The sequence below is a fragment of the Clostridium sp. cel8 genome (assembly GCF_014050525.1).
Taxonomy (GTDB): domain Bacteria; phylum Bacillota; class Clostridia; order Clostridiales; family Clostridiaceae; genus Clostridium_B.
The window spans coordinates 1-24,867 of record NZ_JACGAG010000014.1; the positions used below are offsets into that span (position 1 = coordinate 1).

Here is a 24,867-nt window from a genome sequence, read left to right on the forward strand (position 1 = left end):
TTCGCTCGACTTGCATGTGTTAGGCACGCCGCCAGCGTTCGTCCTGAGCCAGGATCAAACTCTCAATTTAAAAGTTTCCTTTTTTTAAAAGTTTCCTTTGCTCATTTAAAATTAATACAAAGAATTGCTGGTTTATTTATATAAGCTTTCACTTATTTATGCTCTGTTTAATTTTCAAGGATCATTTTTTCTTGCCATCTCTTAAGACAGCTTTTATATTCTATCATCTTATTTTGCATTTGTCAACATTTTTTTATCTTTTTTTAAATGCTGATTTACATTGCTTTGTCGTCCTGCTTGGATTGTATTGCTCCCCTTCAAGACAACGAAATTCATTATATCACAGACTCACACATATCAAAATTTTAAATTTTATATTTGACAAATTTATATAAAAATATCTCTTATATACTATATAATACTTTATTATTTACATATTGATACACCAGGTAATGTTTATTTATAAAATACTTACATTTTAGAATTAATCTTATAAAATGTAATATGATCTCTCCATTTTCCATTAATAAATAAGTAACTTTTATTTAACCCCAATTTATTAAAACCACAGGATTCTAACACAGCTTGGGATCTAAAATTATCTACAAGAGTAGATGCTTCTAACCTATGTAAATTCATTTCTTCAAAAGCATAGTTTACAACAAGACCTAAAGCTTCTTTCATATATCCTTTACCTTGTTCATCTTCATCTATAGAATATCCAACAAATGCACTTTTAAAAATACCAGTTACTACATTAGACATTTGTATTTTACCAATTAATTTAGAATTTTTATATATTCCAAAATTTAAGCTCTTTCCATTTAAGAAATCTTTATAATCTTCAATTAAATTCTTTTTCTGTACATTAAATGTATAAAACTCTTCTTCACGCTTAGGTTCAAATTTACTAAGATATTCTCTATTTTTTATATAATATTTAAGTAAGTCATTAGTATCACTTGGTGTAAGCAACTTTATATTAATATTCTTTCCATTTATATGCAATCCTTTATTTATAGTTATATTTTTAAATTCATTAAAATCAATACCAAACAGTATTTCATTTTTATATTTTGATTTATTTTTTATACTATTTGATATGATACCTTCAAATTTAAATCCTGAATCGATAAAAGCATCCATATTTATATCATCATCTACTAATATATTAATTTTATTTAAGCTCATATTTTGAAATAAACTTTTAGTTAATACCTCAAGTGACTCTCTTAATAACTTATAACTTCTATCACCTGATTTATAAAATTTCATTCTAAGCATAGTATATTTATTTATTTTTGAAAAATCTAATGTAAAAACTCTACCTATAGTTATACCTAAATTATCTCTTATAATGTATTCACTTGAACTTCCTTTTACCAAATCAATCATAACAGCCTGTGTATTTTCCATCAATACTTACACCACCTATAAATATTTCTATGCATTTGAAAATATACTATAATATATAAACAAATATATTATAGCATAAAAGAAACAATAGGAATGATCAGCCATTATTAAAATAGATATTAGTTTTTCTTAATTATTCTAATACCATTTGTACTAGCAACTAATACTCTGCTAACCACACCTACAAATAATGAAGTATCAATAACCCCACTTATATCTTTTAAATTTTTCTCCAATTTTTTAATATCTGTAACATTTTCAAAAGTTACATCTATTAAGAAATTTCCATTATCACTTACTGTAAATCCATCTTTTATAGAACTTTTTCTAATTTTAGGTATTCCTCCTAATTTTTTAACTACTCTTTCAACATATTTTAGAGAATCTCTTAAAATTTCAAGTACCACAGGCTTTTTAAATGTTAATGAATCTGAAACTTTATCCTCATCTACAAGCAATATATACTGATCTGCTATATTTGCAATTAATTTCTCAGTTGTATGAATTCCACCACCACTTTTTAATGCATTGAGATTCAAATCAACCTCATCGCATCCATCGAATGCCACTGATATTCTGTCTACAGCACATGTATGAAGAACTTCTAGACCTTTTTCTATACATAACATTTTTGTCTGAATCGATGGTGTAACTATTTTAACATTAAGATTTTTATCTTCTATTATATAATCTATCATGTATGCAATAGTTCTTCCTCCGCCAAGTCCAATTACAGTATTATTTTTTATATATTTTAATGCCTCTTTTGCACAAGCCTTCTTTAAATTATTAGTATCCATTTTGTTATCCTCCTTAAATATTGACTACTTTATAAAAACTACATAAAAGGCCTGTCACATTAGCATAAAAAAATTTGCTAATGCAACAGCCCCAATACTAAATACAGCTATAATTTATTCAAATGGATATACGAATCCCCATTGATTTCTTATTTCACTTAATAGATGAGTTACGTCTATTGATAAATTAAGTTGTTCATCACCAGTTTTATTCATAATATACTCTTGCATATCCTGTACTTCATAATTAAGAGCCTTCTCTGTTTCTCCTAAATGAAGTTCTTCAGTTCTTCCATCTTCTGTATAAGTGATAGTAGCCTTATCTGCTCTTGGATAGTTATTAACTTCAATGTATCCTAATTCTCCAGCAACAACTCCACGTTTTGGTTGCTTTGCTCTCATAGTTAAAGCCATTACCGCCATTTGATCACAGTCATTTTTCATAATTATACCGGATTGTTCATCCACTCCAGTTTCGAAATATTTAGCAGTTGTAAGTATAACATTTGGCTTACTCTCCATAAAGTATCTTGCAAATGAGGTTGCATATACACCTATATCCAAAAGAGCTCCTCCTGCTAGCTCTTTGCTAAAGAAACGGTTTTTTACATCATATTTTTTACAACTTCCAAAATTAACTTGAACCATCTTTACGTTACCTATAGCTCCAGAATTAACTATTTCTCTTAATTTTTTATATAAAGGCATGTGGTACATTGTCATTCCTTCTTGAACAACTAAATTCTTTTCTTTTGCAATGCTAACTACTTCATCTAATTGTTTTGCATTTACTGTAATTGCCTTTTCACAAAGTACATGTTTCCCGTTTTTTACTGCCTTTAATAAATATTCATAATGTACATTATGAGGTGTTGAAATATATACTATATCTACATTAGGATCTTTGATCATAGCATCACAATCACTATAAACATTTTTAACATTAAATTCTTTAGCAAATTGTTGAGCTTTAGGCAAATTTATATTACCTGCAGCATAAATCTCACCATTTACCTCATTTAATGCAGTTGCCATTTCTCTTGCTATAGTACCAGTCCCTAAAATAGCCCAATTATATTTTTTCATATTAAATTCCTCTCCTTATAATTAAATAATATTTTTAGAATTTATCATCAGCTATAGATTGTTCATGTCTGCTAATATTTTCATATACATCTTTTTTCCCTACAGTTAGAAATAAATATAAAATCTCAATTACTACAGAAGCAGATACTCTAGAAAAGTAATATTCATCTAAAAACAATTTTTCTCTTGTGGCAGTTATAATATGATAGTTACTAGAAATTGCAAGAGGAGAATATTCATTATTAGTAATGGAGATAGTAGTTGCCCCCTTACTCTTTGCAACCTCAACTACATCTATTAACCTTTTTGATTCTCCTGAATTAGATATTGCAATTACAACATCTTTTTCTGTTAAGTTATATGTATATGCTATTTGAGTTTGCCAAATAGTATATGACACTGCTGGAATACCAATTTGATTAAACTTATATGCACCATCTAAAGCAACTGGAATTGTGTTACTAACTGCAGCAAATTGAACAGATTTAGCATTTCTAAGTAAATCTAATATCTCTTTAAATTCTTTTTCATCTATCATTTGCACAGTCTGTTTTATCTCTTCTATTTTATTAGCTAAAATATTTTGTAGAGATTGTCTAATATTAGATTCATCAATGTCATTAGATACAGGTACTGGATTTTCATTTGATTCTACCATTTCTTTTGCTAGACTTATCTTCAAATGATGAAATCCTTTCATATGACATTTCTTGCAAAATCTTGAAACTGTTGCTTCGCTGCTACCACTTTTAGAAGCTAATTCTGAAATTGTCATATCTATAACTTTTTCCTTGTTATTTATAATGTACTTTGCTATCTTTTTTTCTGCTTCAAAAAGACTATCATACACTGAAAGAATCATATCTAATACAGTTTTATTATTTTCCACATATTCTATCTCCTTTATCAAAAGAGTTTCTTGATAAAACATTTCTTAATTTCTATCTTTACTATATTATGATATATTAATTTTGTCAATATTTATTTCATGAAATTTATTTTCTTATACTTTTATATAAATTTCAACATAAAAAAGCATAAATTCGAATTGCTAAAATCTTTTTAAGGATTTTGCTTTTCTCCTTTATGCTTTCTATTATTTCATTTTTTACCCCAATTTATGAACAAACAACCCGCTTCTTAGTTTAGGTTCAAACCATGTGGATTTAGGTGGCATAACTTTTCCCTCATCTGCAATTTTCATAAGTTCTTCTAATGTAACTGGATACATTGAAAATGCCACTTTATATTCACCAGAGTCAACCTTTCTTTCAAGTTCTTTAAGTCCTCTTATTCCTCCTATAAAATCAATTCTACTATCTTGTCTTGGATCTTTTATACCCAAAACAGGTTCCAACAAATTATCTTGAAGAATTGATACATCTAAACTTGAAACTACATCTTTACTGTTATAACTATTTTCCTTTGCTTTAAGCACATACCACTTTCCATCTAAATACATGCCATATGTGTGTTCCTTGCAAGGTTTAAATTGTCCTTCTTCCTCATATAAAGAAACTTCAAATTTTTCTCTAATTTTATTAAAATAATCTTTTGTATCAAGTCCATTTAAATCCTTAACTACTCTATTATAATCTATAATGCGCAAATCAGAGTCTGGAAATACTACAGATAAGAAAAAGTTAAATTCTTCATTACCATTATAATTAACTTTTTCTTTCCTTCTTTTTAGTCCAACCTTTACTGCAGATGCTGCTCTATGATGTCCATCAGCTATATAAAGACTATCTATATTTTTAAATGCATTTTGTATATCCAAAATAACATCATCATCATCTATAACCCATACTTTATGGAAAACTCCATCGTCAGCTTTAAAATCATATACTGGATCTTTTTTTATCCAACTATCTATAATATTATTAATTTCTTTATTATTCCTATATGTCATAAAAATTGGTCCTGTATTAGCATTACAATAATCTACATGATTTATTCTATCAATTTCCTTATCTTGTCTTGTATTCTCGTGTTTCTTTATCTTATTATTCATGTATTCATCAATAGAAGTACATCCAACAATACCAGTTTGACTTTTGCCATTCATAGTCAATCTATATATATATAAACATGGCTTTTTATCTTCTATTAATACATTTTCCTCAATCATCTTATTAAGGTTTTCTCTTGCCTTTTCATATACTCTTTTATCATATATATCTATACTTTTATCCAAGTCAACTTCAGCCTTATCAACATGAAGAAATGAATATTTATTTCCCTTAACTTTTTCTCTTGCTTCAGAGCTGCTCATTACATCATATGGAAGAGCAGCAACTTTACTTGCTAAATCATTTCTTGGTCTTATAGCTTTAAATGGTTTTATAATAGCCATATTATCCTCCAATTATTTTCTATAAAATAACTTTATGCATTTATAATTTTTTTATTTTCATAATTAAAAAATTTTTCAACTATATTAACTATTTCTAATCCTATTCTCTGTTGTGCTTCCTTTGTAGATCCTCCTATGTGCGGTGTAACAGATACTCTATCGTGATTTAACAATTCCTGATTTGGTTTTGGTTCATCACAAAATACATCAATTCCTGCTCCTGCAACTTTTCCAGAGTTAAGTGCATCTAACAATGCTTTTTCATCTACAACTCCTCCTCTTGCACAATTTATTAAATACACCCCATCTTTCATTATCTCAAATTGTTCTTTTCCAATCAGTGGTTTAGTATTTTTAGCAAATGGAATATGGACAGATATATAATCAGCCTTTTTTAGCAAATCATTAAAGTTATAGAAAGTATAGTCATTATATCCTTTAGCCTTACCAAGCTTATCATAGTAAACTACTTTCATTCCCATAGCTTTTGCTCTTTTTGCTACTTCCTTAGCTATTCTTCCAAATCCTATAAGTCCAAGTGTCTTTCCATATAATTCAACACCCTTATATTTTTTCTTTTCCCATTTTCCTTGCCTCATTGTAATATTAGCGGTATTTATAAATCTTGAAATTGTAAGCATATGAGCCAAAGTCATTTCAGCAACAGATACAGTACTTGCATTAGGTGTGTTATTTACTTGTATACCATTTTCTCTAGCATATTCTACGTCTATATTATCAAGCCCTACTCCACCTCTTATTATCAATTTAAGTTTACCATTTTTTGCAATATCTATAAGTGGCTTTCTTATTTTAGTTGCAGACCTAACTACTATTACATCAAAATTCTTTATTTGCTCTTTCAATTCATCTTCTTCATAATGTTTATCCACAACTTCAAATCCATCTTCAACTAATTTATCTATAGCTATCCTTTCCATTCCATCACTTACTAATATTTTTATCAATTTTGAAACCTCCTAAATAAATAAATATTTATAAAATTCAGATTAAATAAATTTTATAATTGTAGTATATCGTTTATGTTGTTTAAAAGTTCTTTTATGTCATCCAATGTAAGATCAGCCATATGAGCTATTCTAAATGCTTTGCCTTTTAATTTTCCATATCCATTTGATATTTGGAATCCTCTCTCTCCAAGCTGTTTATTCAAATCATTAATATCAATTCCTCTTGTATTTTTTATATTAGTTACAGTATTTGATAAATATCTCTCATCAGAATAAAGTGCAAAATATTTTCTTGCCCAAGCTCTAACATATTCAGCCATTTCTAAATGTCTTTTATATCTATTTTCAAGTCCTTCAGAAAGAATTTTATCAAGCTGATAATCAAGAGCAAACATATGAGAAAGCGATGGTGTTGATGGATATTGATAATCTTTTTTATGAATATAATTATATAAAGATAGTAGATCTAAATAATATCCTCTAAACTTTACTTTCTTAGCTCTTTCAATTGCCTTCTTTGAAAAAGAACATATTGCCATTCCTGGTGGAAGCCCTATAGCTTTTTGTGTAGATGTAAGACAAATATCAACTCCAAGTTTGTCTACTTCTATCTTAGTACCTCCCATAGAACTAACTGTATCAAGGCACCATACAACTTCTGGATATTTTTTTAATACCTTTGATATTTCCTCAACTGGATTCATAACTCCTGTAGAAGTTTCATTGTGTGTTATACAAAGCACATCATATTTACCTGTAGCTAGAACCTTATCTATTCTATCAACATCAACAGCTTTTCCCCATTCTTCCTCAAACAAATCAGCAGGTACATTATTGCACTCTGCAATTTTATGCCATCTAGTTCCAAAAGCTCCTACCGAGAATACAGCTGCCCTTTTCACAGTACTACATCTTATAGCTGCTTCCATAAGACCTGTGCCTGAAGAAGTAGAAAGTAAAATTTCCTCCTTAGTATGAAACACTTTTCTTAGTTTATCACTAATATTTCTCTGAAGTTCAGAAGCTTCCTTACTTCTATGTCCTATCATAGGTGTAGCCATCTTTTGTAATACATCTTCTGATACTTCAACTGGTCCTGGTATAAATAACTTTTTATGCATTTTTTTACCTCCAAAATAATTTACTTTAACTATGCGAAGTTATATATTGATAAAGTCAAATTTACACAATAATCTGACTTTATAGTTTATACACTAAAATTAAAAGTATAAAAATAAAGTATAAAAATAAAAACAACGCAAATCAATCTATACAGGGACGATTGATTCGCGTTGCCACCCTAATTGATTGTAATTAAATCTAAATTACAACCCTCTCATATAAATAACGGACATACCGTATTACTCATCGTAATAATCCTCAAAGACGGATTCACTTAAAATAAAATTACCAGTTTGCACCAACCACCAGCTCTCTTAAATTCATTTTAAGTTACTATTCTTTTCATAGGATATATTAAATTTTTAAATCTCAAATTTATTAGTAAGATTGTATTTTATTATAGAATTTCAATTTTAATATGTCAATACTTTTTAAAATTTTTTTATATATTTTTTTGTTAACAAACATTTACCATAAGACTATTTTACTTCTATTTAACAATAGTATATGTGTAACTATTAATAATGTTCATAAAAATATAATTTTATTTATGTATATCAAGTGACTTCATAATATCCTTTTGTGTTTGTTCTACACTTTTATTCTTATATGTTATTGCATTTATAGGACAAATATGAATACATCTCATACATAAAATACATTTACTATGGAATATAGCATGTCCATTTTCAAAAGTTATATTATTTTGTGGACAGTTCATAAGACATAGACCACACTTATTACAATCTTTTGTAGAAGCTATATTCTTAGATATTTTAGGAATACTCTTTCTAAAAAAATTACATAAAATCTTGCTAAATTGAAGTCTTAGTTCATTATTTGATTCAATTATATATTTATTCTCTATAAAGTTTTTTACAATATATTGTATCTTTTTTTCAGCATTTGATAGTAAAATTTTAATACTATTCTTACTAGGTTTTTTACCTACTGAAAAATAATAATTATTGGGCATTTTTATACAAATTTGCTCAAGAACTTTATATCCTTTTTTTCTAAGACATTTTGACATAAACCGCGAACAGGCTGATGATTTTCCACCTTGTGTAGAGTATACTATAGCTTTAATATTTTTATCCTGAAATTTAAGTTTATTCAAAAAATCACACATAATCTTTGGTGGAAATTCTGCATGTACTGGTGAACCTACAACTATAAAATCACATTTTTTTGAAGCTTGATTTTTTACTTTTTCCTTATCCTCTATATTTATTAATTTTAAATCTATGTTATATGATTTAAACGCAACTTTAAATTTATCTGCAACCCATTTAGTATTTCCAGTACCACTAAAATAATACAAAACACCATTCATACTAACTCCCTCTAATAACTAATTTATTTTAAAATAAACTAGTTATTCATAGAATCTGTTTTCTCATATTTTTTTCTATACTTATCCATAATTTTGCTTAATATCTCACTTGCAGTAGGAGGAGTAAAAGTTATTGCATTTGCTCCAGATTTTATAGTTTCTCTTATGCTTTCATCTGTAAGCCCTCCTGTGGCCATTATAGGAAATGTAGGATATTCCTTCCTTATATTTCTAACTATCGTATCAGTTTTATCAGCACCTGACACATTTATTATTGTAGCACCAGCTTCTATTCTTTCTTTTATATTTTCATATTCTGATATTACAGTAACTATTATAGGTATATCAATAGTATCTCTTATCTCTTTTATAACATAATTAGGTGTATTACTATTTACAACAACACCCATAACTCCTTTAAACTCTGCATCAAGTGCTAAATTAATAACTCTTCTTTCAGATGTAACTCCTCCACCAACTCCACAGAAAACGGGAATATCTGCAGCTAACACAATTGCTTGAGTTATAAGTGGCTGAGGAGTAAATGGATAAACTGCAATAACTGCATCTGCATTTGTGTTTTTTATAATTGCTACATCAGTTGTAAAAACAAAAGATTTTAATCTTTTTCCAAATATTTTTATTCCACTTGCCTCTCTTATAACTTCTGGCAACTGAATAGTATGTCTTTTTAAAATTCCTCTTATTTCAGGCACATATTTAGCCACATTTTTCCTCCTTAATAAAAATTTTTAGTAATTATTTTTTTCATTTTTAAGTATACCCAAAACTTTATTTACCACTCTTTTACCTATAAAATCTTCACTCATTTGAGAAATTGCATCATCTAAATTAGCCCAATTAAGTCCTTCTACTTCAGGAGATTTTTTTATCTGACCTCCATTATACTTTGCCATAAATGTAAGCATTACTATATCTTTACCATCTACATAATCACTTCCAAGATACCTTAAATCTTTAATTTTTAGCCCAGCTTCCTCCATAACCTCTCTATGTACAGTTTCTTCAACAGTTTCTCCATTTGAAACATATCCTGAAAGCAATACCTTTGAATTTTCATATATGTAACTTTGCTTTAACAGTAATATTTTATCATCATTTATAACTGCAACTACAATGCATGGTTTTGGAGTATCAAAATACAACATATCATCAACAGGGCAATAAGGTACATCACCTTCATCCCAACTATACTTTTTATCTAACTTTCTTCCACATATAGGACAATAATTAAATTTCATAACTTTACCGCTGTATAAAAACAGCTTACACCCCCTAAAGAAACAGGACATTTATGGTTGAAGTGTTTCATTTCTATTAATATAATTAAAACATATAAATATATTATAGTACATAAATGAAAACATATACTTATATTATAATATACATATGTAATATTTTTCAAATATAAACTGTATTCAAATCTTTAAATTAATACTTTATTAAAACTTATCTATTCACTATAATTTAAAGTCTAACTTCTATCTCATCTTTTAAAGTTATAAAATCTTCTCCTAAATCACAATTATATGCCATTATATCAACACCACATTTATCAGCTAATCTAAGTACTTGTCCAAATTCCTTATCTGTTTTATCTTGCGGTGTGAAATAGCTTACATTTTTCATCTGAATTAAGAATAAAATTGCAGCTTCTCTTCCTGATTTTTTTACTTCTATAAGTTCAAGTACATGTTTCTTACCTCTTTCTGTTGGTGCATCTGGAAACTTTGTTATACCATTTTCTTCTAGCGTAACTCCTTTTACTTCAAGATAGCAAACCTTCTGTGCATCTTGTGAAAGCTTAAAGTCAAATCTACTATTTCCAAATGTCTTCTCTCTTTCAATATTATTATAATTCTCAAATCTAGGTATTTTATGATTCTTCAATGCTTCTTCAACTACTTTATTTGGCACTTGTGAATCTATATTTATAAGATTATTATTCTTATACACCGCTATCAGATCATATTTAGTTTTTCTGTTATTATTATTCTCACATCTAAGCACAACTTCAGCCCCAGGCAGCAAAATTTCCTTGCATCTTCCCGTATTTGGAACATGAACTACATTTACACTACCACCTATATTTACATATGCTATAAATCTGTTGGGCCTTTTTATAAACTCTCCTCTTACTGTTGGTTTATCAAAATTCAATCTATCACTCCTATTACGCTACCTTAAGCTGAAAAAGTTATTATAAAAATAGACATGCTTTATTTAAAACACATCCATAAAGGTATCATTAGAAAAATAATTTAAAAATAATTAAAAATATAACTCCAGGTATTCCAAAAAAACCTGCTATTAAAGCTGTAATTGCATTTATTCCTATATAAAGTCCAAAATATTTTCCTACAAAATTAACTAGTATCAGTAATAAAGCTCCTAAAACTCCATTTACAATAAGTTTAAAAAGTATCCTTATAGGCCATGAAAACACCTTTACAATTATATATAGGGCTAAAATTGAAATTAAAAAATATCCTATATATTCAAATTGAAACATTTAAACATCTCCTTGTATTAATATTATAAACAATCTTTTACTATTAAATTATATTCTATCAATAATAAAACATTAATACAAAATAGAAATGTTAATTTTCCTTTAAGATGATTTTTTAATAGGATAAAAGCCTTCAATTATATTTTCAGTGCTTGCTTTAATTCCATTTTTCTTTGCTTGACTTAATAAATACATATATTTTGCTTTTGCGGCCTTTTCCATATAAATTGCATAATCAACAAGATATGGATCTTTTACTGAATCAAAATAAGCATTACATTTATTTATTTCTTCTCTTGCTTTTTCTATATCATTTAAAAGCTTCATTTGACTTTTTGTATATTTTAATTTTTTACCAAATAGTAATTTAATTATATTTCTCTTATTCATAAAATACCTCCTAATTTACATTAATATATAAATAATTGACATAAATCAGGATTAATATACAAATTAGTCAATATTATAATGTCATTCTGATTTTTCTGTTATCCCATGATTATCATTTATAATTCGCTGTGCTATAGAAATTAACTTATCTTTTAGCAAAATTTTTTTCTTCCACCTGTCAGGAATTGTATTGTAACCATAATACACTCCAGCAATTCCACCAGTAATAGCGGCTATAGTATCAGCATCTCCTCCTAGATTAGCTGCTTCACATACAGCATCCTCAAATGAAGAAGTATTAATAAAACACCATAATGAACATATAAGCGTATCAAACACATATCCACTTGGCTTCAATTCATATTTTGATATCTGAAAAACCTTTTTATACTCTGGATATTTTTCGATATGTTCTATTATAGTAGATACTTTAGACTTTTCATTTAGATAGTTATAAACTAATAAATTATAAAACTGACATGCCTCCGTTGCTTTATGATCATAATGGGTAAGAACGCTTTGTAAAGCAGTAATTTTAAGTATTTTTTCAATATCATTATAATAAAGTGCTACTGGCAAACACCTCATAAGTGAACCATTTCCAGCAGTCATGCCGCCTGTTACTTTATGGGCATAGTAAGATGCTTTCATCCAATCATTACTTCTTTTATACTCACTAAGTACAATTCGAATAATGTTACCTATATCCCTTGGATTACTATTATACCATCTCATAAAGTGTTTTCCAATATATTCAATAGGATTGTCTGGGCTGTCCAAGATACCTTCTGCCACAGCAATAGTCATCATTGTATCATCTGTCACTTCACCAGGTACTAAGTTCCAATGACCTCCACCAATAATATTTTTTAGATATCCATATTTCTTTTCAATTTCATTCTTTGACATGAATTCCAACGTTCCACCTAAAGCATCACCGCAAGCAACACCAAAAATTCCTCCAAGTATGCGTTCATATCTATCCATAAAACACACTTCCCTTTATTCTACACCTAATGCCTTAAACACAGCATCTTCAGGACTTTGATAAAATGAAATCTGAAATTTTGCAAATAGTTCTGGTGGTACTGTCTGTATATCTACAGCTGATGCCATAGGTAACAAAATTTTCTTTGCTCCAGCATCAAAACATACTTGAAGTGTACTTGCCAATTCCTCAACTTTGGTTATAGTACCTCCAATACTCATGGAACCTAATATAACAATCTGACTTTGAACAGGTTTCTTTAATGCACCTGAGCACAAAGCAACAAATGCTGCCAGAGATAATTCAGAAGTTACCCCTATACCTTGTAAATCTTGAACATGCATTAGATAGTCAAAAGTTTGAACAGAAATAGTTCCACTTATATTCTTTTTATTTGCCTTAAAATAGTTAAAAGCTATATTAATACTCTCCTTCACTTTTCTATTAGATCCTAAACCTGTTCTTTCAAACTTCCCTGAACCTGGTACAACTTCCGTTTCTATTTTAAATGTACCAAGCATGCCATTTTCACCGTGTCCTACTACATAAACATGACCTGGTTTATTCATTCCTTCTGGTATTAATTTACCTCCGCCATGTTCTGGTACCGATACAAATTCTTCATTAAAAGTTTCTTTATCTATATATGAAAAATGTACATCATAGAATTCCATTCCACCAATTTTTTTCAATTGTTCCTTAACTCGTCTTCTTCCAACAAGAGCATATCTTAGGATTTCCTCAATATCTTCTTTTGTATACTCTCCATTAGGGTATATTAGTTTTACAAGCCCAGATACAGTTTTTCTTACTGCAATAACATCTCTTTGATTAAGGTTATTACCAAAATTATAATATTTATCAATAGCATCAGAAAAAGACCTTTTTCTCATCTCACGAAAGAATTCTGATAGGTAATCAGTAATAAATCCATATTCATTGGTAAAAAATTCAGGGCGATACTTTGGAATCTCCCATCCAGGAATGTAAAAATGAATACGATCAAAAAACGCACTATCATAAGCCATTACCTCAGGAAATGGCTCAAATAAGTGTGATGTTTTTAATAACACATCTACACTTTGATTAATATTGCCTACAAATACCATAGAAGCCGAAGCATTCTTTTCTTCTCTACCTCTAGCAAAGGAACCTGAAGCCATATAATCTTTCATAATTTGTATACCGTCTTTATCCTTAAATGTAATTCCTGCAACTTCATCAAAAGCCACAACATCCCAAAGTCCAACCAATCCAATCTTCCTTGTTGACATATTATAAAATAAATTTGCAACCGTTGTTTGACCACCAGATACTAAAATTGAATTAGGGGATATTTCTTTATAAATATGTGATTTGCCTGTACCTCTAGGTCCTAGTTCACATAAATTAAAATTATTTTCTACCAAAGGAATCATTCTTGCTAATAAATGCCACTTAACATTATATTTTAATTGTGTAGGCTCCATCCCAGTGGATCTTAATAATACATCTATCCATTCTTCTTTGGTAAAATATCTTCTCCCTTTAAATATCTCCTCAATATCTAAATTAGGCATTTGAATAGGTGTCAAATTCGAGATATTAAACGGGCTTACATCTCTTATCTCCTCGTCATAAAAATAACTCATTTTCAAAATACACCAAATACCACTTGAAAGAAGTTTTTCATATTCTTTTACATAATGAGATGATATCTCAACTCCCTTTAATCCTAAATTAGAAAATTGTGCTTCATAAATATCTTTCTTTTCATTAAGTTTTACAGTTATTTTATCTATTACAGTATACTGTCCAAGTTCCTTTATCTTGGATTTTACTTTTTCTGCTTCATCAGGTCTTACAAAATTATCAGCCAGAATTTTCTTAACTCTCTCCACACCATCGTTAATACCCTCTTCATCCTCAGTTGCACAATACATTCCTAATAAGTATTCCAATACATATATAGGTACATTAGCACCTTCTTTAATTTTTTTTGTTAAATCTTTTCTAACCACCCTACCTGCAAAGTAAGTGTTTAATTTACTATTCAGTTCATCCATACTTATCTCTCCCATGTTAATCTCTATTTTCCACAGAGATTATTAAAACCCAAAATCATTCATAATTGCTAAATCAATCATAAATGGTATTTTTTCATATATTTTTTCTACTGTTTCATCATCGTCTTCCATTATTAAATAATATTCCTTACTCTTATCATAAGACCGATCTTTTAAAGTAAATTTCTCTCTAAATGTACGTTCTTCTGGCTTTGATGATCTACTATCTGCAATAATAATGTTCTCGTTTGAAATTCTATTTCCACCTTCATCTACAAAGTACAATCTTAAAGTTAATGGCAATTTTTTATCCTCTACTTTATCCTTTTGGAAAAACTCCAAGAAGGTAATCCTATTAGTAATTTTTCGTGAAATATTTGTTAATTTGACTTCTACTTTAGATGGCTTATATTCATCTTTTCTAATATTTTTAAATTTAATAACAGGGATAACAATTTCTTGCAATGACACTCCCCCATGAACATACTTATCTCCTGCTCCTTGTATTTTAAATCTAGTAACTCCTTTTGGAATAACAGCATTTAGGTTACTATTTTTACCTAGTAAGTACTTCATTGGTAAAGAAAAAATACCCTGTTCATTTACTTTATTTTCAGTTAAAATAAATCTTCTTCCTTCATCTATTTTATCTACATCCATCCTTGAAACCTTATTAAATTCTTGTATATATGATCTACTATATATAAAGCCATGATCTGCAGTTATATATATATTAGTAGCACTTACATTATTTACTAGATTTTTAATAAGCATATTTAAATTTTCAAATGTTTTTTCTACCGCTTCAAAAATATCTCTTTCCGTTGAAGGCTTATCACCTATAGCATCTATCATATTATGATAAATATAAATTAACTTTTTCCCTTCAAAGATTTTTTTGTATTCAGGCCTTTTCATATCTCTTATATCATTATACTGAATGGCAACTGCATTATCAGAATACTTAGATAGTATTTTCTGCCTATTTTCTGTACCAGAAGAATTAATACCATTTACGAGAACTTCTGCATTATTAGTTATTTCAATATTCTCATGAGGCAGCAAAGAAGCCATTCCCAACTTTGTATAAGAAGGAATAACTCCTTGCATATACTTTAACTCCGCCTTTCCTCTTCTATCTCTATTAATAATATCCGTAAATTCTTTTGCTGCCTCATAGCGAAAAGCGTCTGAAATAATAATAAAAACCCTTTCTCCATTTTTTATATAAGGTGAAATATATTTTTTATAAAAATCTTGTTGTTTTACTAATCCATCAATCCTAATATCATCTATTAATTCCTCATTAATCCTACTAGACCACTTCATAGATAACTCTTCTAAATACCAATGATTATATGTATTCTCAATAATTTGAGCCAATTCAATAAATCTATCTTTATTTTCAATTTTATCAAATGATAAGTAAAACTTTCTATAAAACAAATCAAATAAATAATAAATCTTGGTATAATTGTCTACCACTTCATATGCCGTAGAACCTTTAATAGATTTTTGCAATTCATTTTCTAGCCTTAAAATTTCCATTGCAAAATATATAGTATTATATTCATGCTTTAACTTAGGAAACCAATGAGTAGTCCTTCTCTTATTGATAATTTTACGGTATCTTTCATATTCACCAATATTATCAATAAGATTTTGAACCAACCAATGAATAATCTCTTCATCAATTGCCTTAAATGTATTACATTGAATATAATCTTCTAAGTTCCATTTTGATATATAATTTTTTAGATTTAACTTCTGCTCTATTTTTTCCGCTATTTGGTCATATACTTTACAATCTGATGAATGATTCATAAAATGATTAACAAATACTATTACCTCTTCCTTTTTTGTAGATACAAACTTCTTCCATGTAGCAGGTATTTTTGCTTCTAAATTATAAGCAAAATCTGTTACTAAGAACATAATTATTAGCTGCTCCAGGCTCTTTTTTCCCATATGGTATCCATATTTTTTTTCTACCAAGTTCCAGAAGACATTAACATCAGCAAATTTTATAATATCTTGCATATATTTATTCTTTTCTTTTATTTCTTCCATTAATAGAGTTTTTACCACCATCTCAAAATCTGCTACTGGTAATTTACAAATAGATGATAACACTGATATATGAACATTTTCTTCTGTAAAAATATCTATATTATAAGAAGAAAACCTTTTATATCTCTCCTTATTTCCAAAAAACTTTATATATTTCTTAAATACTCCTCTTAAAGTTTCATCTTTTAATCCAAGATCTCTCATAATAACCGTTGCTTTATCTGGAGAAAATTTACTACTATATTTTTCTATATCTAAAAGCCAATTTTCTCGTGGATGTGGCTTTGGAAAAGGAGCATAAATTAAATAGTTAGATTCAGTATCCTGCTTTTCAAGAAGATATTTTATATAAAAACTGTTATTATTACTAAGTTTCAATATCTTGGCATTAGATAATTCAAGTTCATTAATATCATCAACAAATTCTCCATCCGCATCATACCAGAATATAATATTTCTTTTTCTTCCATCACTTGTTCCGTTGCTTAAATTTTTCTCCAGTATTTTTTTTATTTCATCTAAATTCATCTTTTCACCTACCTTTTATATATTTTTATATCTTTGCTAATAAGTTTGCTTTTAGTGGTTTTTTACCTTCTCCTTGCGGAATCTCAATATTTTGAAATTTATTATAATTTACCTTTACTCCATCATCTAAATCAATTTTTATCTTTTGATTTGCCACATGGGCAATTATTTGGTCATAGACAACACATTCTTGTATCTGCTTGATTAATCTCTCTTTTTTCTTTATTGTAGCAGACTTTTCCCTTGGAGATAAATCAGATTCTAAAAGAATATCACTTTGTCTTACCTCTGCTTCATACTTCTTCTGTAACTTATGTAAGTAGTCCATCCTTACTCTAGCCACTGTAGATGAATCATAACGGTGCATATAAATTATAGCTTTAAATCCATTTTGCTTACCACTATTAAATAGCCAGTAAATAGGCCTCTTCTTATAGGTTTTTACATGATCTTTATAAAAATCCTTTAGGAAATACCTTCTTATAGTCTGTCTTGATGTTTCCCTTGATTTTTTTCCTAAAGTTTCTGCAATATAATCAAGATTTTCTTCTAATGTTTCTTTTCCAAAAGTTACTTTGACAAATTCAACAAAACGATTCACAATATCATCTTCAAAGTAGTCGTCATCTGGTATTACAATGACATTATCTTTTGTTGGAATAAAAGTTTTATATCTATTAATATCAAATTCTCCACCAGCATAAATTAAACCTTCTTCATCTAGTGAATAGCGTCCAAACATGCATCCCACTGCATAAGAGATGAAAGACTTAATAACATCTTCCCTAGTTAATATATATTTATTGCCCTTTATATCATCATAAATTTCATCTTTACTCTCAAAAATCTTTGTTACAGTTATGTCTTTATCCTTTACTTCTGGAGTAATCTTATCCTGCAGTCCATAAATTTCTATAAAAATTCGGTTGAGTTCTTCTTCATTAGCTTTAAGTTGGTCAAATTGTTTATTTGCAAAATCTTTCCACTGCTTAAAAGCTGTCTTTATTTTATTGCTATCTTTTTTATGCAGTAGTAATGGGTGCTTTTTAAAATCCCATGAGATTTCGAAGGAATCCCAGTCATATTTAGAATACTCTATTAATTTTTCAGATAGTACACTTACTATTGATAGCATATCTATTTTTATTGGTAAGTTTCTAATATCTTTAACCTGAAAATTAAGTGTTATATTTAAACATTTTAATAAATATAATGCTATCTTTGAATTTAGAAAACCTAGTATATAATTATAATTTTCATCAGTATTTATAAATATTGATGAACCACCTTTATCAAAAGTACTATCTACTGGTAATAGTCTAAAACTTGGAAGTGATGATGAAATTAGTCCCCATGTAATTCCTTTTTTATACCAATATTCTTGAGGTATAATTTGTGAAGCATGTCCGGTTCTATATATTTCTCTTGATTCTGGACTCCAATCAACCACATTAATTAAATTGCCATACCATTTTCTAAACCCTCCACCTTTTGCATAAAAAATCCATTTATTATCTTTCCCAATTTTATTTTTATCAATTTCCCAAAAAAACCTAACATATTTATCATTATTTCCTGTAACATTTTGACTTGCAGATGTGGATAATTTATATAGTGAGTTGTTAGCTGAAAAAACATCTCTAATATTTTCGCTTACCCAATACGCAATAGGGCTTCCAGGTATTTTATAAAAGTTGTCACTACTGCAATTAAACCTAAAAGTTTTTTTATTATCAGCAATTGCTTCTAACATTTTTAGCTCTTTTTGGTGCGCATTTGGAAAATCCACAAGTCTAATATAGTCTGATTTATATTTATTTATTTTAATATTTCTTATTACAAATGAAGTTGACTGTACTACCTCTCCTCCAATTTCTTCAAATGTTCTAGTTCCCAAATGCAACATATTATAGAAAGTTCTATTAGATAGAATTTTTCTTCTCAGTTTTTCAAATGATGATAAAAACATCCATGCTTGCTGGTTTATCATAGTCATAAATCCATGAGATTTTACAAACCCTAATTCCATAAATACAGCAAATAAATCACTCTTACTATTAGGAAATCTATCGTCAACATATTTGGCAAGTTGAGAATTCATACCTTTTCTTCCCATATACGGCGGATTAGTACAAACCACATCATACTTTTCACTCATTATCCTTGCCTGCTTCACAAGTGATGGCAACTTTTCTAATATAATCTCTCTGTACTGATTTTCAAACAAATTTTTTACATTTTCATATTTAATATCTTCTATTCTTTTCTCAATAGCATCAAAATCTACTTTCTTCACATCCAGTATAGATCCGTATTCTTTTGCATCATTAAAGATTTCTATTAAATATTCAACATCTTTTCTCAGATTATTATTTTGTTCACTTATATATTTTGAATTAACAAAATAATCTACAGCCTCTTTTGGTATGCCGTTACTTTCCTGTATTGAACAGACATTTAACTCTACCTTTCTTCTGAATATCCTTCTATTCTTACTTCTTGCCTTCATCATTAAAGCAAAAGCTGCCAGTTGTCCTGCTCTGTCATCTATATCTAATCCGTATAAATTTTTCTCTAAAATTAATTTTGGTATATGTCTTTCAGAATAATTGGCTTTTAAATATATATCATAAAGTACATCGAAGGCATAAACTAAGATATGTCCACTACCACAGGCTGGATCTAGTACTTTAATGTCTTCTGGATTAAGGTTAGGATCTTTTAATTCATCCAATTTTTCCTGAACCTCTGGTTCCTGTTCTGCTTCCTCTAAATAATATTTCCATTCCGCCTTTAAATCTTCATCAGGATGAGATTCTAACCATAATCTGCCTAGTGAATTTTCCACCATATATTTTACAATCCACTTGGGAGTAAATAATTGTGTTGCTGCTGGAATATTTTCCTTAATTATCTTCTTATTTTTTTTTAACCCAGAAAATACTTCGTCTTTCTTTTCGGATATATAATATTGATAAAGCCATCCTATAATTTCTACCTGATCCTTATAATCCTCTTCATCAATGGATTCTACCAAATCCCTTATTACAGAACCTTCTCCTAATAAATTGTCTGGCAGTAAGAGTTCTGTATAATCTGCTATTTCTTCAAAAACCTGAGGCATAATTTTACCCAGTTCATTACACTGTTTTATTAAGAGGTATTTGTATAAGTCCTCAGTATCATTTTTATCTATAAGTTTGTAAATGAGTTCTCTATCTAAATCTAAGTCTATATTCAAGGCCTCTTTAATAATATCTGGCTCTGTTTTTCCGTCTTCTATAGAAGATAATACCCTAACTCCTGTAGGTAAATATTCATTAACTTCCATAAAACGTAATGCAATAAAGCGGTTAAACCATGTATAGGCTACTTCTTCTATTACCTGATCAAAACCATTTTGTTTAATATTTTCTACCAATTTATTTCTTTGCTTCTTTTCATATTTTTTATAGGTCTTACTATTTTCAAGGCCTTTAATTTTAAAACCACCTTCAAAGGTTTCAATATCTTTTATTTCATTTTTTGTAATGCCAAGTTCATATGCCTTTTGGATGATATCATCAATAAGTTTTTTTCTTGCTCTTACAGCAAAATTCTTTATGGCTGATTTGTTCACTACATTCCCTCCTGCTTCCTAAATTAATTTTAATTTTATATCTTCGTTTAACTGTTTCTTTAACACATTTCTAATTTCTTGTAATAATTCTTCTATATCTTCATCTGTTTCAATAACTTTTGCCCCATGAAGTATATTGGCTATACTTATGTTTTTCACTTTCTTAGCCTTATATGGATTTTTTTCATTATCATCATTTAATACATCAGGTGCAATATCTTGTGCTTTCTTATTTCTTCTTTCATTCTGTGTTTCTATCTCATCAAAGCAGCGAATCTTAATCCTATCAGACTCTTCTTTCATAGCAATAGCTTCATAGAAGTTATTTACACTATCCAAACGATTAAGCAAATTATCAAATCTAGCCTTAAACTTATTTCTTAATCCATCCTCAAACTCATAAAGTGCAAGTTCATTTAAAACTCTTTCCTTATCACTTTCAATAACACTTCTTACAGGCTTACACTCAATTTCTAATAGTTCACCAAATTTATTAATAAAAGACTCTATCAATCCTGGAAGCTTATGAATATCAGAATATGGACTATTAGATTTTACTATTTTCTCGATTTCTTCCACAATCTTAATTACATCGGCATCTACTACATAAGTCTTATTTTTTTTGTATATTTTTAGCATTTTAACAGCTTTATCAAACTGCTCTTTTTGATTTTTAAAAAACTTCTTTATATCATAAACATCTTCTTCATAATCCAACAAGTCATCCTTAATCTCATATACTTTTTCATAAAATTCCTTAGGATCCTCCATTTTTAATATAGATTCAAAGATTTCCTGACCTTTTTCTAATATATTTTCACCTGGATAATATTTATTGTTCTTATATTCCTCTAAAAGAAAATATATACCATAATCTTTTGTATCAGTGTTTCTCATCTTTAGTTCATGTTCGCATAATTTCTTAAATCTATCCATCAATCCATCTTCATCGTTGGGCATTGCAGTAAATCCAAATACTTCTTTTGCTAACTTTTTTACATTATTTATATATCTAGCATGTATTTTTTTTCTCTTTTTCACGACTATCCTATCTTGATAATCTCTTTTAGTAAGTTGATTAATTAAATTTTTATCTGATACATTTAAATATTCATTACCCAATTGTAATTTAATTTCTTGCATTTTAAATAATCGAAGTAAAATTCCAATTATGTCTAAATTTCTCCAACCATAAGGGTACTTTTCGTACAGATTAATTATTGATTTTACAGTCATTGGAATATTTCTTTCAGTATTTCTCTCAATAAACCCATTAATCTCATCCATAGCCAGTTTATTTGGAACATCTTTCGTAAAATCTATCTGATTATAATTTACAAGAATATCATTCAATTCCTTATTACTTTCTATAAATGTATTAATATATTTTAATTTACTATACATACCATCAATTAGAAACTTAAACCCTTCATTAATACGTTCTACTGAATTTTTAGATTTAATATCTAGTTTTTGTGCATTAGCAAACAAATCTGCATTCTTTAATGCTTCAATTAATAGGTTCTTTACTCTTTCCTTTCTTTCTGCTATTTCTCTAGATTTCCTAATTTTAATTTCTTCAATTTGGGAAGTTATAGTATATCCACTTTTTCGAAGCAAGTAGGTTTGAATTTTTAACACTTCTTCCATTTCTTCTAAAAAAGTAGTATCCATAGGCAGCTGTACAATCAAATTATTTTCTCTACTAGACATCATCTTTAATTCTTGATCAGATAATTCCTTTCCTATATCGTAGTAAGGAGTTATTATCTTTAAACCAATTTCATATTTTGGAGATGAAAGATATCTAGTATCTATAATTTTATTAAAATCAAAATGATATATAGAACTATATCTATATCTCTTCTCATTATAAATTCCTTCAAAAATTTCTTCTCCAACTTTTAATATAACTTCACCTATATCTATAGGAATGTTTTGAATTTCCTTGTTAACATCTTGTTCTTCATTAGTTAAAAAAATATATTCGTCACCATTCTTTTGAATAAGAGTTTCTTTTATCAGTCTCTTCAATGATTCTTCTATTCTTTTCTTACACTCAATTTTATCATCATCTATATGTTTAACCATTAAAGTAGCAAGATTTTCAATATTAGATGGCATTTCCTTAACATATTTAATTAAGAATAATACTTTTAATACCTCAACATCTTCTTTAGTCAATCGTTCATTATCCTCAGCTTTTATAATAACTGTACGAATATTGGAATCCAAGAAAGCCTCAACAGTTTCATAAAAAGCTGAAAAAGGTATTAATGTTCCTAATTTTTTATCTTTATACATAATAGCAGATTCTTGAAATGCACTTAATAAAGATCTTTCACCTTCTGATAAATGTTTACCACTAGCTCCATGAAGTCTAATACCTGTAAAAACATATTGTAATAAGTTAAATTGATATGGTATAAATGGATATACATCTATAAAATCTTCTTCTGATTTATAAGTTTTCATCTCCGGAGTATCAGCTGAAAAAGTAATGAGATTCTTTAAAATAGACTCTTTTTCTTGATATAATAACCTTAATGTTTCCTTTGTCACATTTTTTTTGCGAAGAATTCTTTTCTTAATAACTTCGTCAACATTTGCAGAGGATAAATTTAGCCTAGTATTAAATCTACCTTGAATTTTAGAAAAATCATTACCTTTTACTTTAGTAATTGAATCAATGTCTTGCTGAGAAGTAACAATTACCCATGCCCTTCCTCCACAATATGTACCTAAGTCTTCAACTACTGTTTGAAGGTTAAGCATAAGACCAACGTCATCACCTATATACTGCCCAATTTCATCTACAAGGAATATAACATGATGATTATTTCCCTTAGATTCAATATATTCTTTAACTAAATTTGCAAATTTTTCTATACTAAGAGAATAATTTTCCTCTGCTTTGTTATACCAGTTTCTTGCTCCTTCTTCTGTCATATTAGTCGTTTGTGCTAATGCTTTTACTATATTATCCTCTTCAAAATAGAAATCTTCTCTTGTATCCGTCCACTTCTTTCCAGATAATTGCTCAAACTTTGCCTGAAAATCTTGATACTTTCCGCTTGTTACCAATTGTCTTTCTAGTTCCGCAACCCAAGGTAAAGTAGCACAAAATCCTTGCATCTCATTAAATACCTTCATAAAAACTTTTACAATAGCATCTTTATTGGTTTTAGAATCAGAATCCGATTTAGAATCAATATTAAATAAGATTACATCTGCACTGATATCCCCCGCCATTTTCATATCCGCCAACACCATTGCATCTTCTATTTTATCATCAAAATAAGATATTGCCTTTTTGCCTTTTACTTCTTTATTATCTAGTAAATATGATAAAATTTTCAAAAAATGAGATTTACCACTTCCAAAAAAACCTGAAATCCATACACCAATTTTATCTGTATAATTATTGATACTCTTCTTATATGATTCAAAGAATTCACTAAAATGCCTGGATAATTCTCTGGTAACTACATATTCCTCTAATTCCTGATATACATTTTCATCTTTTTCTTGTCCAATTTTAATTACACCTTTAATATCTCTTTCTATATCCTTATAAAACATATCCTTAAGTTTCATAAATCTATCT

At 28.4% G+C, this 24,867-nt stretch carries 18 protein-coding genes, 1 rRNA gene and 1 other annotated feature; all 19 genes read right to left on the reverse strand.

The genetic code is table 11. The features are described from left to right. Positions 1–70: ribosomal RNA gene (locus tag H2684_RS10880) — 16S ribosomal RNA — on the reverse strand; the annotation flags it as partial. A 401-nt stretch (positions 71–471) separates the two neighbouring features. Further along, positions 472–1,416, reverse strand: a complete 945-nt coding sequence (locus tag H2684_RS10885; RefSeq protein ID WP_182089476.1) for a GNAT family protein — start codon at positions 1,414–1,416, stop codon at positions 472–474. A gap of 119 nt (positions 1,417–1,535) precedes the next feature. Further along, complete coding sequence (gene rpiA / locus H2684_RS10890) at positions 1,536–2,216, reverse strand: ribose 5-phosphate isomerase A (RefSeq protein ID WP_182089430.1); 681 nt, start codon at positions 2,214–2,216, stop codon at positions 1,536–1,538. Between the two features lie 114 nt (positions 2,217–2,330). Then, entirely contained in the window at positions 2,331–3,302 is a 972-nt protein-coding gene (locus H2684_RS10895) for a Gfo/Idh/MocA family oxidoreductase (protein WP_182089431.1), read from the reverse strand. A 34-nt stretch (positions 3,303–3,336) separates the two neighbouring features. After that, a complete protein-coding gene (locus tag H2684_RS10900) occupies positions 3,337–4,191 on the reverse strand; it encodes a MurR/RpiR family transcriptional regulator (RefSeq protein ID WP_182089432.1) in 855 nt (284 codons plus the stop codon). A 219-nt stretch (positions 4,192–4,410) separates the two neighbouring features. Next, positions 4,411–5,658: a DUF1015 family protein gene (locus H2684_RS10905; protein ID WP_182089433.1), complete on the reverse strand. Its 1,248-nt coding sequence runs from the start codon at positions 5,656–5,658 to the stop codon at positions 4,411–4,413. Positions 5,659–5,690: 32 nt separating this feature from the next. Further along, positions 5,691–6,626, reverse strand: a complete 936-nt coding sequence (locus H2684_RS10910; RefSeq protein WP_182089434.1) for a D-2-hydroxyacid dehydrogenase — start codon at positions 6,624–6,626, stop codon at positions 5,691–5,693. Between the two features lie 53 nt (positions 6,627–6,679). Beyond that, a complete protein-coding gene (locus tag H2684_RS10915) occupies positions 6,680–7,750 on the reverse strand; it encodes an alanine--glyoxylate aminotransferase family protein (protein ID WP_182089435.1) in 1,071 nt (356 codons plus the stop codon). Between the two features lie 150 nt (positions 7,751–7,900). Beyond that, positions 7,901–8,106: a binding site (T-box leader), on the reverse strand. A 189-nt stretch (positions 8,107–8,295) separates the two neighbouring features. Beyond that, positions 8,296–9,087 (reverse strand): EFR1 family ferrodoxin, encoded by a 792-nt coding sequence (locus H2684_RS10920; protein ID WP_182089436.1) that lies wholly within the window; start codon positions 9,085–9,087, stop codon positions 8,296–8,298. A gap of 38 nt (positions 9,088–9,125) precedes the next feature. Then, complete coding sequence (locus H2684_RS10925; RefSeq protein WP_182089437.1) at positions 9,126–9,815, reverse strand: hydrolase; 690 nt, start codon at positions 9,813–9,815, stop codon at positions 9,126–9,128. 24 nt (positions 9,816–9,839) lie between these two features. Beyond that, a complete protein-coding gene (locus H2684_RS10930; protein ID WP_182089438.1) occupies positions 9,840–10,349 on the reverse strand; it encodes an NUDIX domain-containing protein in 510 nt (169 codons plus the stop codon). A 226-nt stretch (positions 10,350–10,575) separates the two neighbouring features. Further along, on the reverse strand, positions 10,576–11,268 hold the full coding sequence (sfsA, locus tag H2684_RS10935) for a DNA/RNA nuclease SfsA (RefSeq protein WP_182089439.1): 693 nt from the start codon (positions 11,266–11,268) through the stop codon (positions 10,576–10,578). Positions 11,269–11,356: 88 nt separating this feature from the next. Next, positions 11,357–11,620: a pro-sigmaK processing inhibitor BofA family protein gene (locus H2684_RS10940; protein WP_182089440.1), complete on the reverse strand. Its 264-nt coding sequence runs from the start codon at positions 11,618–11,620 to the stop codon at positions 11,357–11,359. Positions 11,621–11,722: 102 nt separating this feature from the next. Beyond that, positions 11,723–12,010, reverse strand: a complete 288-nt coding sequence (locus H2684_RS10945) for a DUF2508 family protein (RefSeq protein WP_182089441.1) — start codon at positions 12,008–12,010, stop codon at positions 11,723–11,725. An 81-nt stretch (positions 12,011–12,091) separates the two neighbouring features. Next, on the reverse strand, positions 12,092–12,997 hold the full coding sequence (locus tag H2684_RS10950; protein WP_182089442.1) for an ADP-ribosylglycohydrolase family protein: 906 nt from the start codon (positions 12,995–12,997) through the stop codon (positions 12,092–12,094). Between the two features lie 15 nt (positions 12,998–13,012). After that, positions 13,013–15,043: a protease Lon-related BREX system protein BrxL gene (gene brxL, locus H2684_RS10955; protein WP_182089443.1), complete on the reverse strand. Its 2,031-nt coding sequence runs from the start codon at positions 15,041–15,043 to the stop codon at positions 13,013–13,015. A 42-nt stretch (positions 15,044–15,085) separates the two neighbouring features. Beyond that, entirely contained in the window at positions 15,086–17,641 is a 2,556-nt protein-coding gene (gene pglZ, locus H2684_RS10960; RefSeq protein WP_182089444.1) for a BREX-1 system phosphatase PglZ type A, read from the reverse strand. Between the two features lie 25 nt (positions 17,642–17,666). Further along, positions 17,667–21,260: a BREX-1 system adenine-specific DNA-methyltransferase PglX gene (gene pglX / locus H2684_RS10965; RefSeq protein ID WP_182089445.1), complete on the reverse strand. Its 3,594-nt coding sequence runs from the start codon at positions 21,258–21,260 to the stop codon at positions 17,667–17,669. An 18-nt stretch (positions 21,261–21,278) separates the two neighbouring features. Further along, positions 21,279–24,857, reverse strand: coding sequence for a BREX system P-loop protein BrxC (gene brxC / locus H2684_RS10970; protein ID WP_182089446.1), 3,579 nt, complete (start codon positions 24,855–24,857; stop codon positions 21,279–21,281). Between the last annotated feature and the right edge of the window lie 10 nt (positions 24,858–24,867).